The sequence below is a fragment of the Fluviicola taffensis DSM 16823 genome (assembly GCF_943372375.1).
In the GTDB taxonomy this organism is placed as follows: domain Bacteria; phylum Bacteroidota; class Bacteroidia; order Flavobacteriales_D; family Crocinitomicaceae; genus Fluviicola; species Fluviicola taffensis_A.
In genome coordinates, this window is the sequence record NZ_CALRYJ010000014.1 from 36,122 (window position 1) to 52,261 (window position 16,140).

Below are 16,140 nucleotides of genomic sequence, written 5' to 3' on the forward strand. Positions count from 1 at the left end.
CCATGAAGTTAGTTAAGTGGACAATTCCTTTATGTGCCGTTCTTCTGATTACTGCGTGTAAAAAGAAAAAAGACGAAGACACCGAATTTGATAAAGGACCGATCATGGTAAACATGGCGGACAACTATATCATTCCGGGGTATGCTGATCTAAAAAACAAGATCAGTACACTTGAAACTTCATGGAATGATTTCTTATCCGATAAAACCCAACCCAAATTAGATGTTGCAAAGCAGGCATGGATCGATGCAAACAGTTCTTTCCAGCACGTCAAAGCATTTGATTTCGGACCTGCAATGACCGCAAATATTGCATTCACATTCGGAACGTTTCCCTGCGACACATCTCAGATTAACAGCAATATTCAAACCGGTGGATACGATTTGAATGCTTCGCAAAATTTAGATGCCGCCGGTTTTGATGCATTAGACTTTTTGTTCTACAGAACCGATGCCTTGACAAAGTTTCAGACAGTGAGCAGCAGTTGTACGTATGTTTCTGATATTATCTCGAAAATGAAATCGGAGATCACAGCCGTTGTTAACGGTTGGAGCAGTTACAGAAGCACTTTTGTTAATGGAACGAGCAACGAATCAACAAGCCCCTTTGCATTGTTGGTAAACAACTTTTGCAAAGATTTTGAACTGTGTAAGACAACCAAAATTGGATTCCCTATTGGAAATCACACCTTGGGAATTCAGCAGCCAAACTATTTGGAAGCCCGCAGATCCGGACTTGGAAAAACATTGTTAATTGAAAACATCAGAGGATCCCGTGCCATTTTCTACGGACTCAATCTTTCAGGAAGTAATAACGGAGTAGGTTTTGATGATTACTTAAATGCATTGGAAGATAAAGCAGCACTTTCAAGTACAATCCAATCGCGTTTTGACTATATGTTGGGAACACCTCAAACATGGACAGGATCGCTGGAAGATTTAATGGTTTCATCTCCCTATACTTTAACCGAATTTTATGCTTACCAGCAAGCCTCTGTTATCTATATGAAAACAGATATGGCTTCTGCTTTTGGTGTCTTGATAACTTATCAGGATACAGATGGAGATTAGAAAACGATGGTCTGATTTTCTTTTCAGGGAAGTTTCCATTGCTCCTCTTATCGCCTTTCGGATTGTCATCGGATTGCTGTTCTTATTCAGTACCATCCGATTCATTTCCAATGGGTGGATAAAACAGCTTTACATCGATCCTCCTTTTCATTTCACGTATCTGGGTTTTGATTGGATACGTCCGCTTCCGAACGATTGGATGTATCTCCCATTCATCGCATTGATTGTTGCCAGTTTGGGAATCATCTTCGGAGCATTTTACCGGTTTTCCAGCATTTTATTCTTCCTGGCATTCACTTATGTTGAATTGCTTGACAAGAGTTACTACCTCAATCACTACTATTTCGTCAGTATCATCGCTTTTCTATTGATCTGGCTACCTGCTCATGCACAATTCAGTATTGACGCAAAACGATCTCCTTCAATCCAACGAAATACCATTCCGCAATGGCCGATCTTTATCCTTCGCTTCCAATTGGGAATTGTTTACTGTTTTGCAGGAATCGCGAAAGTAAATTCGGATTGGCTCCTGGAAGCACAACCTTTGCGCATGTGGCTTCAGGCATTCCGGGATTTACCGCTCGTTGGAAATTTACTGGCTACTTCCTGGGTTGCTTTCGTCTTCTCCTGGTTTTCGTGTTTTTATGATCTGACGATTCCATTTTTCCTTTCAAAAGCCAAAACACGAAACATCGCCTACTTTTTCGTTATTGCATTTCACATTTTAACCTGGTTGCTTTTCCCCATTGGTGTTTTCCCATGGGTAATGATCTTTAGCACCTTGATTTTCTTTCCCGCAAGTTTCCATGAGAAATGGTTGAATCCATTACAAAAATGGCTTCGTTGGAAAAGCATCCAAACCGAATTAAAAATTACCCGATCAAAGACGGTGATTGCTTGCCTGTCTGTTTTTATCATCGTTCAATTGCTCATCCCATTCCGTTACCTGGTTTATCCGGACAACCTGTTTTGGCACGAAGAGGGTTTCCGTTTTTCCTGGAGGGTGATGCTGATGGAGAAAAAGGGATATGCAACTTTTTATGTGGAAGATCGTGCAACAAAAGGATCGATTGAAATAACGAATTCGGATTACCTGAGTCCGCAACAGATTGATCAAATGTCACGTCAACCGGATATGATCTTACAATTTGCACATTTCCTGGGTGAAAAGTACGCTGACACCACACTCCATTTCGGGAGCAAAAGCGTACATTTGTGGCGCCCCAGGGTAAGTGCAGATGTCTACGTTACTCTAAACGGCAGACCCAATCAGCACTTTGTGAGCAGAGAAACTGATTTAATGCAAGAAGAATACAATTTGAAACACAGAAAATGGATTTTACCTCTCGAAAAATAACCCTTTCCTTTCTGTTTTCAATACTTGTTTCCCTTTCCTGGTCTCAAAACTTCGAAGGAACAATTATCGATCAGACGAAGAGTCCTCAATTTGGAATTTTTGTTCAATGCGGGGAGAAAAAAACCATGACGGATGAACAGGGTAAATTTCAAATTCCTTGTGATAAAGGTCCGTTAATCATCTATGGTGACCAGATTGACACCTTGATCTATGTCTTGAATGGCATGGTAGCTCCCAAGCACACGATAGAGGTTCAAACATCTGAAGCGGTCGAAGAAGTGGAAATCCGTGGAAAACGCCTGCATTATTTCGATATTGGATTTATTCCACCTATAAAAGGAGTTCAGATTGCAACCGGAACAAATACATTGATTGAAACGGAACGCCAGGGAGGTGCCAAATCAAGTGCCAATCCGCGGGAGTTGTTTGCAAAGGTTCCGGGTCTGAATATCTGGGAAAGTGATGGTGCCGGAATTCAAATGGGTGTTGGTGGAAGAGGTTTGAGTCCGAATAGGGCTGCAAATTTCAACACGCGTCAAAACGGATATGATATTTCCGCCGATGCACTCGGATATCCCGAAAGTTATTACACTCCGCCCCTGGAAGCACTTCAGGCGATCGAAATTATTCGTGGTTCAGCCAGTTTGCAGTACGGAACCCAATTCGGAGGTCTGATGAACTTCATCATCAAGGATCCTGTTCAGACCAGTCCTTTTCAATTCACATCCCGAAATACCATCGGAAACTATGGATATTTCGGAACATTCAATCGCATTTCCGGGACTTCAGGTCGCTTTGAATACCAAGGATATTATCAATTAAAAACAGGAAACGGATACCGACCAAATTCTGATTTCACTCAGCAACAAGGATTTGTACAAGTAGGATATCACCTCAATGAAAACAATCAAATCCGCCTGGAATACACCCGGATGAGCTATCTGGCAAAACAGCCCGGAGGATTAACGGACAAACAATTCGAAGAAGATCCGAAGCAAAGTATTCGTGACCGAAATTGGTTCAAAGTGGATTGGAATATTCTTGCGCTTCACTTTGATTCGAGACTTTCCAAAAAGACAGTCCTGAACATTCGTGCATTCGGAATGCTTTCCAGCAGGTATTCCCTGGGATATCTTGGAAAGATCAATACCGCCGACCCGGGAGGAAAACGCGACCTGATTGCAGGTGATTTCAAAAACACAGGAGTGGAAGCACGTGTGCTGCATCGATACAAACTGACGAAAAAACAGAAACAAGAAAGCGCATTTTTAGTTGGCGCACGCTATTATAGAGGTCAGACTACCAACCTTCAGGGATTGGCAACGGATGGAGACCGCGCTGAATTCAAATTCAATGACCCTTCCAATATCGAGAACTCAGATTTCCGTTTCCCTTCGGAAAATTTTGCAGCATTCACGGACAATATCTGGTTCCTGGGAGACCGCTGGACAGTAAATGCCGGTTTGCGATTTGAGTTCATCAAAAGTTCGGCTATCGGATACTACAATCAATACAACATTCACCCACTCACTTTTGATACCTTGAGTGCGTATAAGATCGAAAATTCCAATACGGTCATTCGATCCATTCCACTGGGAGGCGCCGGAGCATCTTTCAAAACCGGAAAATACTCGAATGCCTACATCAATTTCTGTCAGAATTACCGGGCTGTGAATTTCTCAGATATCCGGGTTGCCAATCCTAACATCGTAGTCGATTCACTCATTAAGGATGAATATGGAAACACGACAGAAATTGGCTGGAGAGGATTTATCGGAAAGTACTTCTACACAGATCTAGCCGTATTCACTTTATTTTATGGTGATAAGATCGGTTTAGCTCCGGAACCCAACTCTACCAAGAAGATTCGCACCAATATCGGAAATGCATTGAACACCGGAGTAGAATGTTTTGTGGAATTCGATTTCATCAAAGCATTTGTGGATAGCTCCAGAATCGGTTCCTCCATCTTTGTGAATTTCTCTTACATCAATGCCACTTATATTTCTTCGAGGGAGAAAAGCTATGTGGGCAAGCAAGTGGAATACGTAAGTCCTATCATGTTAAAAAGCGGACTAAAGGTTCGTGCTAAAAACTGGCAAGTTCAAATACAAGGTTCGTATAATTCGGCCCAATTTACGGATGCAACGAATTCCAAGGAAGGAAGTGGTGACGCTGTCATTGGAGAGATTCCAGCCTATTTTGTCATGGATTTAAGTGCGCGATATACCTTCCGCAAATATTTCCAATTGGAAGCAGGCGTAAATAATTTATTGAATTCGTCTTACTACACAAGGAGAGCAACTGCTTATCCCGGTCCGGGTATCTTACCTTCAGATGGTATTACAATTTATGGTACATTGCAATTTACTATTGAAGTAAAGCGATGAATCCTGCGGAGAAATACAGAATTCTTGAGCAAATAGACGGTAATAAAAAACGAAAATTTGCACATGTCTTTTTGACCGAAAACAAAATTTCGGGCGTGAAGTCCATTCTCAAAACGATCCAAAAGACGGATGACAATCTAGTCGTGCAAGACCGTTTGAGAAAAGAGGCTGCCTTTTCCTTTATTATAGATGGTTTACCGGAAACTTTGGACTTTTTCGAAACTGATTCGGAGATTTTCCTGTTCAAATCCTTTCAAAACGGAATCACCCTGAGAGATTACCTGGAGCAATTCCGATCCAAGGAAAAAGCAAAAAAGCTATTTGAAGTCCTGAAACAGCTGGAACCGATCCTGGAACACATCCATGAAAGTCAGATTTATCATTTGGATATCAAACCCGGAAATATCATTGTGGATTCTTCCAAAGGAGTTCGGGTGTCACTCATTGATTTTGGACTAGCACTCAATAAGCAGGAAGCGGAAACACGAAAAACCCTTTTCCCATTGGGATTTGCAGCGCCGGAATTGTTATTGAATCATTTGGAATTGGTGGATGCCAGAACAGACTATTTTGCACTTGGAGTAAGTTGCTGGACTTGTCTGCAAGGACGAATGCCTTTGATCGATCCGAATCCGAGTATTACGACCAACTTGCAATTGACTTATCCCTTACCCAATCTCGATTCCAAATACAAGGCTTTCAGCGAAGTTTTGCAGAAGCTATCCGGAAAGCACCAATTCACAGTTCCTCCAAACAAATTGAGTGCGGAAGAACAAATAGCTGCGCTCCAAAAAGGAATGAACAAACGATACAACACGTATAGCGAGTTTATCTCTGATTTTGAGAAACAGCTTGCATTAAAGAAGAAAACTTGGTGGTCCTTTTGACTTCGACTCCCCACAAGACTATCAAATAAAAAAGGTGACCAATCCGACAGAGCGGAAGTCACCTATATTCAATAACTCCTTATCAAAAGCTGGCTGAACCTAGTCGAAGCCAGAATTTATCAGAAGAACAAGTCTTTTCGATACCCGATTGTAAATCCGAAATTAAGTACGGAAACTTGCGAACTGGCATCTCCCTGAAGTTTCGAAGAACCTGCCGCTACAATGGCGTATGACAGTGATAGGTCAGTAAATAAGGTTCCAAATGAGAATTGCTTTTTGACACCACCCTGAAGACCGAAGCTCAACAAGAATACACTTCCACTATTTGAAGTTTGCAAGCGATATGCATTTACATCAATTGGAGACGTCACTTTAGTAGACAATTTATAAAGTGAAAAATCAAACACAGTTCCTCCATACAACCCAAATCCGTAATCAAAATTAGATCCGATGAAGTATCTTCTCGTTCCTCCCTGAATACCGAATTGGGTAACCCCGTTTTTCACATTCACCATCAAAACAGAAGGACTTGTTCCCAATTCAATCGCCTCAGCAAATGTAGAATCCATCTTACTGTTTTTCAAACTTGCATAAGCACGAATGATAATAGATGCATTTTCATCCCTTGGAATTTCAACACCTAAGTTCAATGTCTTGAACAACTGACCGGACCCAAAACCATAATTCAAACCTGGTCCAATCATCAGACCAACCTGTGCTTTCGCGGAAAAGCTAACAATCACCAGGATTATCGGTAGTAAAATTTTTGCTTTCATGACTCTACTATTTTTGTAATTCTTTATATCTAAAACAATTTGCGTGATGTGCTCCCGGAAGATAGCCTGTACTCATTAGAAACTCGTTCACAATTTCACCTCCAACAAACTTAAACTGTTTTTTGAATAATTTCACCCACTCTTCTTTTGATTTACCTAAGTTACTGTCTAACCAGAACTTAAAGCTACCAAATTCTTTTTGTATTAACAACACCTGATTTGCATTATAAATCACGGCATTAATTTTTAATTTATTTCTGATTATCCCGGCATTCTGAAGTAACTCATTTATCTTATCCTCCTGGTAATTAGCAATCTTATTTATATCATAAACGTCAAAAGCTTCCAAAAAGTTTGTTTGTTTCTTTAAAATAATATCCCAGGACAATCCTGCCTGGTTAATTTCAAGGATCAACCGTCCAAAAAGCTCGTTATCATCTTCAATTGGCGTGCCATAATGAAAATCATGATATATACGGTGATGGTCGTCTTTTGGTTTGGTTAAAACATAATCACAATAACTCATTTTGCCGTTTTGATTTCATATTTTTACCAAAAATAGGTATTCATGGCGGTATATTCATTCAATGGCTTTGTCCCAGTTGTTAAAAAATCCAGTTTTATTCATCCACAAGCAACTGTAACTGGTAATGTAATCATTGGCGAAAATGTATATATCGGACCGGGAGCCGCAATCAGGGGTGATTGGGGACAAATAATCATTGAAGACGGATGCAATGTCCAGGAAAATTGCACAATCCATATGTTTCCCGGCACAACCGTAACCTTAAAAAAAGGCGCACACATCGGTCACGGAGCAATTGTACACGGAGGAACAATCGGTGAAAACTGTTTGATTGGAATGAACTCCGTAATCATGGACGATGTCGTTATTGAAGATGAATGCATTATCGGAGCATTGTGTTTTGTACCTGCAAATACCTTGATACCAAGAAGAAGTTTGGTGGTTGGAAATCCTGCAAAGGTGATCAAAGAAGTTTCGGATGAAATGATTGCCTGGAAAACCAAAGGAACCGCATTGTACCAAGCTCTGCCAAAAGAATGCTACGAAACTCTGATTCCCTGTGAACCCTTGGAGGAAATCGAAGAAAACCGCCCAAGTCAGGAAAAAATGTACCAAACCTGGGAGGCGATTAAGAAAGGATAATTGCAACTGGTTTTGCTGACCTAAACTCTATCATCTTCCTACTTTTTTCCAAGGCAAAAAAAGTAGGCAAAAATGCCTTTTTCCAATTACAGCGTTCAAGCAGCTCCCCATTCCAGACCGATTCATGGAAAGACGGGATCAGGATCCCAAATGGCAAGCACTTTCCAGTATCGGTAGCTGGAATGGGAAGCTTTCACTTAGGCATACTAAAAGAAGTTTGGGAACAATTTTCAAATTCAGCTGGAGATTTCCTTATCTGTAATTGGAGAATCTGTCATCATTGAACGATGCTACTTCCTCTGGCGAAATTCTCATGTGAATACCATCAATATTCATTCAAAAATTGATAATATTCTTTTTCTTAAAAAAACCGGTTTACCTATTCACTATTTCAACATCTGTTTCTGTTAACTCTACAAAAGATCTTCTATGAAACGGTTCATCACAGGTATCATTTTACTTCTTGGAAGTGCTGTAAATGCGCAGTGCAAAATTTGTTACTCTCTGGAAGAAGCCAAAAAAGCTCCGAAACTAGTGGAAGAGCTTCATTTGACAAACTCCCCGATGGTACTTATCGATACGAATTTTAATCAATTCACTTCCCTCCGGGTCTTGAATTTGTCTTATAACCCGATCATGGAAGTCACTACCAACACCTCCATTCCTTCCTTGAAAGAACTCAATCTTTCGCATGCGTCATACAATCCATGGAAAATCGGGGCAATCGGTGCAGCATTTCCCAATCTGGAACAATTGGACCTGAGCGGTAATCAACTTTCGTTCATTTGGTCGGGACTTCAAAGTTTACACCGACTTATCCGTTTGGATGTTTCGGATAATCACCTGATCGATATTCCGGTGGAAATGATGTACCTGTCGAACCTGAAGGAACTCAACCTATCCAAAAATGAAATCAAGCTTCAGGCAAACGAACTGGGCGCACTTTGGTCGTTGGAAAAACTGGACATTTCTGAAAATTCCGGTTTAAGCACCAATAACCTCATCCTCAGTATTGCTGAGAGCAAACAATTGAAAGACCTCTCGCTAGATGGGGACGAACTGACTCCGGGAAGCATTCAGATGCTTTCCCAAATGAACCTGGAGCGATTGGAATTGACTGATGTGAACAAACCTAGTCAAATAGATTTCACCCGTTTTCAGAACATCAAAACGGTGGCTCTTACACGCTCTCCCAATTGGCTTTCACCCCAAAACTCCAAACAATTTAACACGATCTCCAAGTTGGAATTGACAAACTCCGGTGTTCCTGCAGGACTTGACAAACTGAAATCCTTAAGCGTATTGGTTGTGAGCACCATGAATCAGTGGCAAATAACAGAACTGTATCCCTTGAAAAAATTAAGTGTCCTGGATATTTCAAACTCCAACTTCAAGGAAGATCAAATTGCACGTCTGAGACTCGAATTACCGAACACCCAAATCATTACAGGAAAGGATGATGTCTCTGAGAATATGATTTCAAACAAGGTGGAGCCAATCATTGAAATTCCCGCTAACCAATTCGTTGTTCCGTCCGACGCTGCAACTTCGATCACAGAGAAAAACGTAACTCTCGCCATTCCTGAAAATGCCTTCCTTGATCCCACAGGAAGTGTTTATAAAGGAAAAGTGACTATTTCCCTAACTGTTTACGATGATCCGATTCAAACAGCTTTGGCAGGAATCCCTATGACCTTCGTTCAAAATAGCCGACAAGAAATTTTCGCCTCGAATGGCATGCTTCGATTTGAGGCAACAGGTGAAAACAATGAACTCTTAAAACCGGACCCTACGAATCTGATCCAGGCTTCCATAGGAAATTTACAACCTCAAAACCCCGGCGGATTGTATGCTTTTGACCCTCAAACGGCACAATGGAAAACCATTTCAGATACAGTGAATACCACCAATGCAAATGCGAGCCTTCAGGATGCCATTGATTCCATTAACCGATTGGATCTGAAACACCTGATTCCGCGCGCATTCAATGACCGCATTTTCGCGATTTACCCCAAATTTTCGCGTTTCGACCGCACTCAACTTTCCCTGTATTCCGAATTTGTTCCGGCTCAACCCAAATCTATTGTAGTGACCCATAGTCGAAAGAATGCTTTGGGAAAATTGATGACCAAACAAACCTGGGTAATCGACACCCTTGTTAGCAAAGAAATGAAGCAGCAACTCAAGGTAATGAAAAAGGAAACAAAAGGCTGGTATGCGAAACGATCGAAGAAAAAAGGTGGTTCCATGAAGTTCATTCCTCGCTTAATGAATCAATTGAGCATCGAACCGGATCCGGCACGTGACAATTACAGACTTCATTTCAGGTACCGCGATTCAGCAGTGAGCCTTCCGGTTGCTTTAGCAGGAACTACCAATAAAAAAATCCAGCGGAACACCCAGAAGTTCCAGTCTGCTGTTAAACAGGCTAGTGCAAGTGATAAAAAGGATGAACAGAATTATCTGAAGGCACTGGATGAGCAATTGAAACTGGCAGAAGAAACCATTCGTCAAAGACTGATTGCCGCTGAAATTGCACGAATCAATCAACTTCGTTTCGGGATAAACCAAGGACCTGCTCCCAATCAGTTGAACTTCGGATTAAGTATCTTCGGATTGATCAATTGCGATTTCTTCCAGCGACAAAGACCTGATTTTTCCGTAACTGCCAGTTCGAAACTAAAGGATCAGGATGGGAAGTTGCATAAAGTACCCGAATCGGTCATTTCCATTGATCCGAAAATGAATTTCTACATGGAAACTCAGGCCAGTTCCAAAATCCGCTGCTTCAAGTCCACCATATTGGTGTTTGATTTCGGTTCGAAGAAAATCGGTGTGTCAAAACCTCAAAAAAGGGATGGCACCGTTTCTGAAATCATCCTGATTGATATCACGGACAAAACTCCGGCTGAAATTTCACAGACCATTTTATCCATCTGATCATGCAAAACAAACTTCTATTTTGCTGGCTCCTGCTTTCCGGTTTGAGTCATTCCCAAGCTGAATTTATTCGGGAAGCACGCTACCATTTACCTCGTACCGATTCATTGATCACTTTTGAGTCGGGCTTTACAGGCTCCGGTAAATACAATTATTACGAGGATTCCACCATGAAACTGGAGCTGATGATGAATGAATTAATCCGGAAGGGAAACAGGAATCGAACGGATACCTTGAAGCAGAGTTTGGTGCTGACCCAATTATCGACACTTTGTGTGAAACGGATCCACACCCTCATGCCGACTAAAACAGCGCGAAAAAAAAGTCTTCAGAAACGCATCCGCAGGATATTCTTTGGTTCGAACTGTAGTTTCGGATTGATTGAATCGATCTCCTTTGAAATCCCTTTGGTAAAGAAGTCAGGGAGTTTCCATTACAATAAAACCGGTCCGGATGGAGGTTTCAATCTGTATAAGGGGAAATCGAAGCCGAAAGCAACGAAGGAAAATCCAGAGCCTGAAGAGATTCCACTGGAAGCTTACACTTATGAAGAGATTCCGCAATTGATCAGGACCCAGTTCAATAGAAAAAAAATAAACAAGTATCTGTCCGAGAAGAATATCGCAGCTTTCGGTTATTACATTCAGCTGGATGAATCTACAGTGAATAAGAGCAAAATTCCAAAGTTAAAGGTATTATTGATTTTAGGTGAAAAGCGTTTTTCGTATCGGCAACGGAGAAAGTTCACTTCGACTCCGCTCAGTGACCTTTACACTAAATGACCTATAGTCAAAAGCAGACTTCGACTCCGCTGCGCCGATGCTATCCTTGCTTTGCCGAAGCGGCTATGCGAAGGCAAGAGCTCTAGCGCAAGCATTCAGTGACCTTTCCTTTATGCTTGATAATCTACCATCAAAAGGATGCTGAGTCAACTGTGGTGGAAAGTCTTATAAATTAAAAACCCTGACGATTCATAAATGAATGTCAGGGTTCTCAAAGAAAATATCTATATAGTTATGCGTGTTTCACGTTAACCGCCATTAATCCTTTTCTTCCTTCTTCCAAGTCAAATGTAACAGCGTCGTTTTCATTTACTTTGTCCACCAATCCTGAAACGTGTACAAAATACTCTTTGTTAGTTTCATCTTCTTTAACAAAACCAAAACCCTTAGTTTCGTTAAAGAACTTAATAGTTCCTTTATTCATATTCTTTGATTATTTGATAAACAAAGATGTAATAATAAATTGAATACGAACTATTTATTTAAAAAAAATCGCATAAAATTAAAATGGCCACTCTTAAGAGCAGCCATTTCAATGAAGTATCAATTTTTAAACCAGCATCATCACTGGATTTTCCATGTACTGTTTAAACGTTTGAAGGAATGCAGCACCTGTTGCACCATCAACTGTTCGGTGATCACAAGAAAGTGTCACTTTCATAATATTTCCGGGAACCACTTGTCCGTTCTTTACAACAGGCTCTTGAGAAATTCCTCCGATTGCCATGATGCAGCTATCAGGTGAATTTATAATTGCAGTGAATTGCTCAATTCCGAACATTCCCAAATTGGAGATTGTAAAGGTATTTCCTTCCCACTCTGCCGGTTGTAATTTTTTATCTTTTGCTTTTTGAGCCAATACTTTCACTTCGTCTCCGATTTGAGTCAAGCCTTTGCTATCTGCAAAACGAACAACCGGAACCAATAATCCATCTTCTACAGCAACTGCTACTCCGATGTGAATATGACTGTTTCTGCGGATGACATCACCTAACCAGGATGAATTAATTGCAGGATGTTTGCGCAATGCCATTGCTACGGCTTTGATCACCATGTCATTGAATGAAACTTTCACTCCTTCATTGCTATTCATAGACTTACGTGCTGCAATTGCATTGTCCATATCCAACGAAATCGTCAAATAGAAATGTGGAGCAGTAAACATAGATTCACCTAAACGACGTGCAATCGTTTTACGCATTTGAGAAATTGGTTCATCCACAAATGATTCAGTCATCGAACCACCTCCTGTTGTTCCTGCAGGTCTTGCAGGCGCATCGTAAGGAACGTAATGATCCACGTCTCTTTTTGTGATTCTGCCTCCTTCACCCGTTCCTGAAATGAAACTTAGGTCAACTCCTTTTTCTTCTGCCAATTTCTTAGCAAGTGGTGAAGCTAAAATACGTCCGTTAGCATTCGTATTGGAAACTGCAGGTGTCGATTTCGGAGCAGAAGTAACTGCCGCCGGAGCTTTTTCCTCGACTTTTGTTTCTTCTTTCTTTGCCGGTTCTGCCTCCTCTTTTTTATCTGCTTTCTTTTCAGCTGGAGCATCCGTTTTTCCGGCAGAAGCCAACAAGGCTGAAATATCTTCTCCTTTTTCACCAATGATCGCTAACAACGAGTTCACCGGAGCCGGTTTTCCTTTTTCGATTCCAATGTGCAATAAGACACCATCAAAAAATGATTCGAATTCCAAAGTTGCCTTATCTGTTTCAATCTCGGCAAGTAATTCACCTGACTTTACAGTGTCCCCAACTTTTTTATGCCATTCCGCAACAACACCTTCTGTCATGGTGTCGCTCAATTTGGGCATGTTAATGATTTCAGCCATCTGCGATCTATTATAATCTATTAATATTCAATAATGTAAGGATAATTCGGTTCCTGGTAAATGTCTTCGTACAAATCATCTGCATCCGGGTAAGGAGATTCTTCAGCAAATTTCACTGATTCCTCTACTTCATTTTTCACCCATGCATCGATTTCTTCGATTTCTTTAGCAGTCAACCATTTATTGGATTGGATCATTTTCAAACAATGTTCAATCGGATCTTGCTCCATCCACTCAGCAACCTCTTCTTTGGTGCGGTATTTTTGTGGATCCGACATGGAATGTCCTTTGTATCTGTAAGTGCGGATATCCAATAATGTAGGACCATCCCCTCTTCTAGCTCTTGCAACAGCTTCCTCGATTGCTTCGTGAACCGCTTCCGGAGACATTCCGTTTACTGATTTCGAAGGCATTTCGTACGAATCACCGATTTTAGACAAATCTGTTACGTTAGTTGTACGCTCAACAGAAGTACCCATTGCATAATTGTTATTCTCAATGATGTAGATTACGGGTAATTTCCAGTTCATCGCCATATTGAATGTTTCATGCAAAGCACCTTGACGAACTGCTCCGTCACCCATTGAAACAAACACCACATTGTCTGTACCGTTATATTTTTCAGCAAAAGCAACACCTGTACCCATTGGAATCTGAGCTCCAACGATTCCGTGTCCTCCCATGAAATTTTTCGATTTGTCAAAGAAGTGCATTGATCCACCTTTTCCTTTCGAACAACCTGTCGAACGACCATATAATTCAGCCATCAACACACGTACATCAGTTCCTAATCCGATCGGATGTGCGTGATCACGGTAAGCCGTCATGTGCGAATCAGTTGGCTTTGATGCACTGACTGTTCCAGCAACGATTGCTTCCTGACCTATATATAAGTGACAAAATCCACCAAACTTCTGTTGGATGTACAATTGTCCTGCCTTCTCTTCAAAACGGCGCATCAAAAGCATATCCTTATACCATTTGATGTAAGTTTCCTTTGAAAATTTAGAGTCACTTTTCAGTGCACTTTTATTCGTTGTTTTTGATGGTTTTGAAGCTGTTTTCGTAGCCATGCTTACCAATTTTTGTTTGTTTAACGGACAAATATAGAAAGAACTCAGCAGATTTAATTCAAAATGCAAAATTCAAAATGCAAAAGGGAGAATTATCAATCAGGAATGCGTTAATTATCAAGTACACTGTTTTGAATTTTGCATTCATAATTTTGAATTCATTAGTTTTGTGAGCATTCAATTCATTTAATGGTAAAAATCGGTTTACTCTCTGACACGCATGGATTTCTTCCTGAACGCGTTTTTGAATTATTCAAGGATGTGGATGAAATATGGCATGCCGGGGATATCGGAAGTCTGGAAATTACCGATCGGTTAAAAGCATTCAAACCTTTAAGGGCAGTTTTTGGGAATATTGACGATACGAAAATCCGCTCTGAATTCCCTGAATACCTGAACTTTCACATAGAAGGTCTTTCCGTTTCCATGACCCATATTGCAGGAAGACCAGGAAGATACAGTAAGCATGCAGTGGATTTCATTCGTGAAACGAAGCCGAATATATTTATCTGTGGACATTCTCACATATTACTGGTTCAGCAGGATAAAAGCAAGAATCTACTTTGGCTAAATCCCGGAGCATGTGGAAACAAAGGATTTCATACCATGCAAACCGCACTTCGATTTCAAATAAACGGGACCAAAATTGAACACATGGAGGTGATCGAATTCGGAAAAAGATCGAACCTGAACAATGAAGACAAAATTTAAACGTTATTGCCACATATGAAATTTAAACTGGCGCTCATATTACTTATCACAGTTCCATTTATTGCTGTTGCACAAACAGGAGGAATTCATTCATTTCAGAATTTAAATTCTCAATACAATTCAAGAACCATGGGATTGGGTGGTGATGCGATCACCATTTATGACAATGATCTGAATCTCGGATTGAACAATCCGGCAATCTTGAATTACCAAATGCATGGACGTTTTGGATTCAATCAATCCATCATGTCAAGCGGTGTGAATACGGGAGCATTGACCTACGCTCGAAAAATAGGAGGCACCATGGGAATGCTGAATTTCCGCTATTCCTCTTATGGGAAGATGAAACGCACGGATATCGATGGAACCGACCTGGGAACATTTTCACCCGGTGATTTTATTTTGGGTGCAAGTGCCCAACACTCCTTTAATAAGCGCATGTCCGTTGGAGCGACATTGAATATACTCTATTCCCAATTGGATTCGTACACTGCCTTTGGAACAAGCTTGGATATCGGCGGGCTTTATCGGGATTCTGCACGTAATTTAAATATCGTTGGTGTCATCAAAAACCTGGGAGTTCAGTGGAAAGGTTATACCAAGGAGAAAAATCCATTGCCTTTGGAAGTTCAACTGGGTATTTCACATAAATTGAGACATGCACCATTCCGAATCAGTTTGGTAGCCCAACATTTGCAAAAGTGGGATCTTTCTTATGTAGATCCGAATGCAAAAGCAAAAGTGGATCCATTGACCGGTGACACCATTCAAGTAAAGAAAACCGGGTTCTTCGACAACCTGGCCCGACATGGTAAATTGCAATTGGAAATTTTAATCGGTAAAAAAATCCAGATACGAACTGCTTTTGACTATCAACGAAGAAAAGAATTAGCCATTGTAGGTAGGGGCGGTTTGGCAGGATTCAGTTTTGGAGCAGGAATGGCATTCAAGCGTTTCAGCATCGATTATGGATGGTACATCTATTCCGCGGCAGGCAGTCAACATGGTCTGACATTAAATTTTTTACTTTCCAAAAAGTAAACACATCTACCTTTTAATCAGTTTATTACGCTTGACAAATCAACTTATCCTTAAGTTATTCACTGAAATTTGTTAACATGTTTTTGTAAGCTGAATCTTTTTAATATGTAGATT

Annotated in this window: 14 protein-coding genes; 9 read left to right on the forward strand and 5 right to left on the reverse strand. The window is 40.8% G+C overall.

What is annotated here, in order from left to right; all coding sequences use genetic code 11:
- The first annotated feature begins 2 nt into the window (after positions 1-2).
- Genes AAG807_RS16720 through AAG807_RS16735 form a run of 4 tightly spaced genes read left to right on the forward strand, consistent with a single transcriptional unit; the run spans position 3 to position 5,704 of the window.
- Positions 3-1,070 carry an imelysin family protein gene (locus AAG807_RS16720; RefSeq protein ID WP_341906417.1) on the forward strand — a complete coding sequence of 356 codons (1,068 nt, stop codon included), beginning with the start codon at positions 3-5 and terminating at the stop codon, positions 1,068-1,070.
- The gene (locus tag AAG807_RS16725; RefSeq protein ID WP_341906419.1) at positions 1,060-2,427 is read left to right on the forward strand and encodes an HTTM domain-containing protein; all 1,368 of its coding nucleotides are present in this window, start codon (positions 1,060-1,062) and stop codon (positions 2,425-2,427) included. Before AAG807_RS16720 ends, AAG807_RS16725 begins: the two co-directional genes overlap by 11 nt.
- Positions 2,403-4,817 (forward strand): TonB-dependent receptor, encoded by a 2,415-nt coding sequence (locus AAG807_RS16730; RefSeq protein ID WP_341906421.1) that lies wholly within the window; start codon positions 2,403-2,405, stop codon positions 4,815-4,817. Before AAG807_RS16725 ends, AAG807_RS16730 begins: the two co-directional genes overlap by 25 nt.
- Complete coding sequence (locus AAG807_RS16735) at positions 4,814-5,704, forward strand: protein kinase (RefSeq protein ID WP_341906424.1); 891 nt, start codon at positions 4,814-4,816, stop codon at positions 5,702-5,704. Before AAG807_RS16730 ends, AAG807_RS16735 begins: the two co-directional genes overlap by 4 nt.
- 119 nt (positions 5,705-5,823) lie before the next feature.
- On the opposite strand, the gene AAG807_RS16740 is transcribed toward AAG807_RS16735, so the two are convergent.
- Positions 5,824-6,480: a hypothetical protein gene (locus AAG807_RS16740; RefSeq protein WP_341906426.1), complete on the reverse strand. Its 657-nt coding sequence runs from the start codon at positions 6,478-6,480 to the stop codon at positions 5,824-5,826.
- 7 nt (positions 6,481-6,487) lie between these two features.
- Positions 6,488-7,006, reverse strand: coding sequence for a DNA-3-methyladenine glycosylase I (locus tag AAG807_RS16745; RefSeq protein WP_341906428.1), 519 nt, complete (start codon positions 7,004-7,006; stop codon positions 6,488-6,490).
- Between the two features lie 42 nt (positions 7,007-7,048).
- Here AAG807_RS16745 and AAG807_RS16750 point away from each other — a divergent pair, with 42 nt between their 5' ends.
- The 3 genes from AAG807_RS16750 to AAG807_RS16760 all read left to right on the forward strand — a co-directional run bounded on the left by AAG807_RS16750 (position 7,049) and on the right by AAG807_RS16760 (position 11,370).
- Entirely contained in the window at positions 7,049-7,648 is a 600-nt protein-coding gene (locus tag AAG807_RS16750; RefSeq protein ID WP_341906430.1) for a transferase hexapeptide repeat family protein, read from the forward strand.
- Positions 7,649-8,077: 429 nt separating this feature from the next.
- Complete coding sequence (locus AAG807_RS16755; RefSeq protein ID WP_341906432.1) at positions 8,078-10,588, forward strand: leucine-rich repeat domain-containing protein; 2,511 nt, start codon at positions 8,078-8,080, stop codon at positions 10,586-10,588.
- A gap of 2 nt (positions 10,589-10,590) precedes the next feature.
- Positions 10,591-11,370, forward strand: coding sequence for a hypothetical protein (locus tag AAG807_RS16760; protein ID WP_341906434.1), 780 nt, complete (start codon positions 10,591-10,593; stop codon positions 11,368-11,370).
- A 232-nt stretch (positions 11,371-11,602) separates the two neighbouring features.
- Here the strand turns inward: AAG807_RS16760 and AAG807_RS16765 are convergent, their stop codons facing one another.
- The 3 genes from AAG807_RS16765 to pdhA all read right to left on the reverse strand — a co-directional run bounded on the left by AAG807_RS16765 (position 11,603) and on the right by pdhA (position 14,274).
- A complete protein-coding gene (locus AAG807_RS16765) occupies positions 11,603-11,794 on the reverse strand; it encodes a cold shock domain-containing protein (protein ID WP_013687512.1) in 192 nt (63 codons plus the stop codon).
- A gap of 126 nt (positions 11,795-11,920) precedes the next feature.
- Entirely contained in the window at positions 11,921-13,201 is a 1,281-nt protein-coding gene (locus tag AAG807_RS16770; RefSeq protein WP_341906437.1) for a pyruvate dehydrogenase complex dihydrolipoamide acetyltransferase, read from the reverse strand.
- A 20-nt stretch (positions 13,202-13,221) separates the two neighbouring features.
- Positions 13,222-14,274, reverse strand: coding sequence for a pyruvate dehydrogenase (acetyl-transferring) E1 component subunit alpha (pdhA, locus tag AAG807_RS16775; protein ID WP_341906439.1), 1,053 nt, complete (start codon positions 14,272-14,274; stop codon positions 13,222-13,224).
- A 189-nt stretch (positions 14,275-14,463) separates the two neighbouring features.
- On the opposite strand from pdhA, the gene AAG807_RS16780 reads away from it, so the two are divergent.
- Positions 14,464-14,985 carry a metallophosphoesterase family protein gene (locus tag AAG807_RS16780; RefSeq protein WP_341906442.1) on the forward strand — a complete coding sequence of 174 codons (522 nt, stop codon included), beginning with the start codon at positions 14,464-14,466 and terminating at the stop codon, positions 14,983-14,985.
- A gap of 15 nt (positions 14,986-15,000) precedes the next feature.
- Positions 15,001-16,026, forward strand: a complete 1,026-nt coding sequence (porQ, locus tag AAG807_RS16785; protein WP_341906443.1) for a type IX secretion system protein PorQ — start codon at positions 15,001-15,003, stop codon at positions 16,024-16,026.
- Positions 16,027-16,140: the final 114 nt, after the last annotated feature.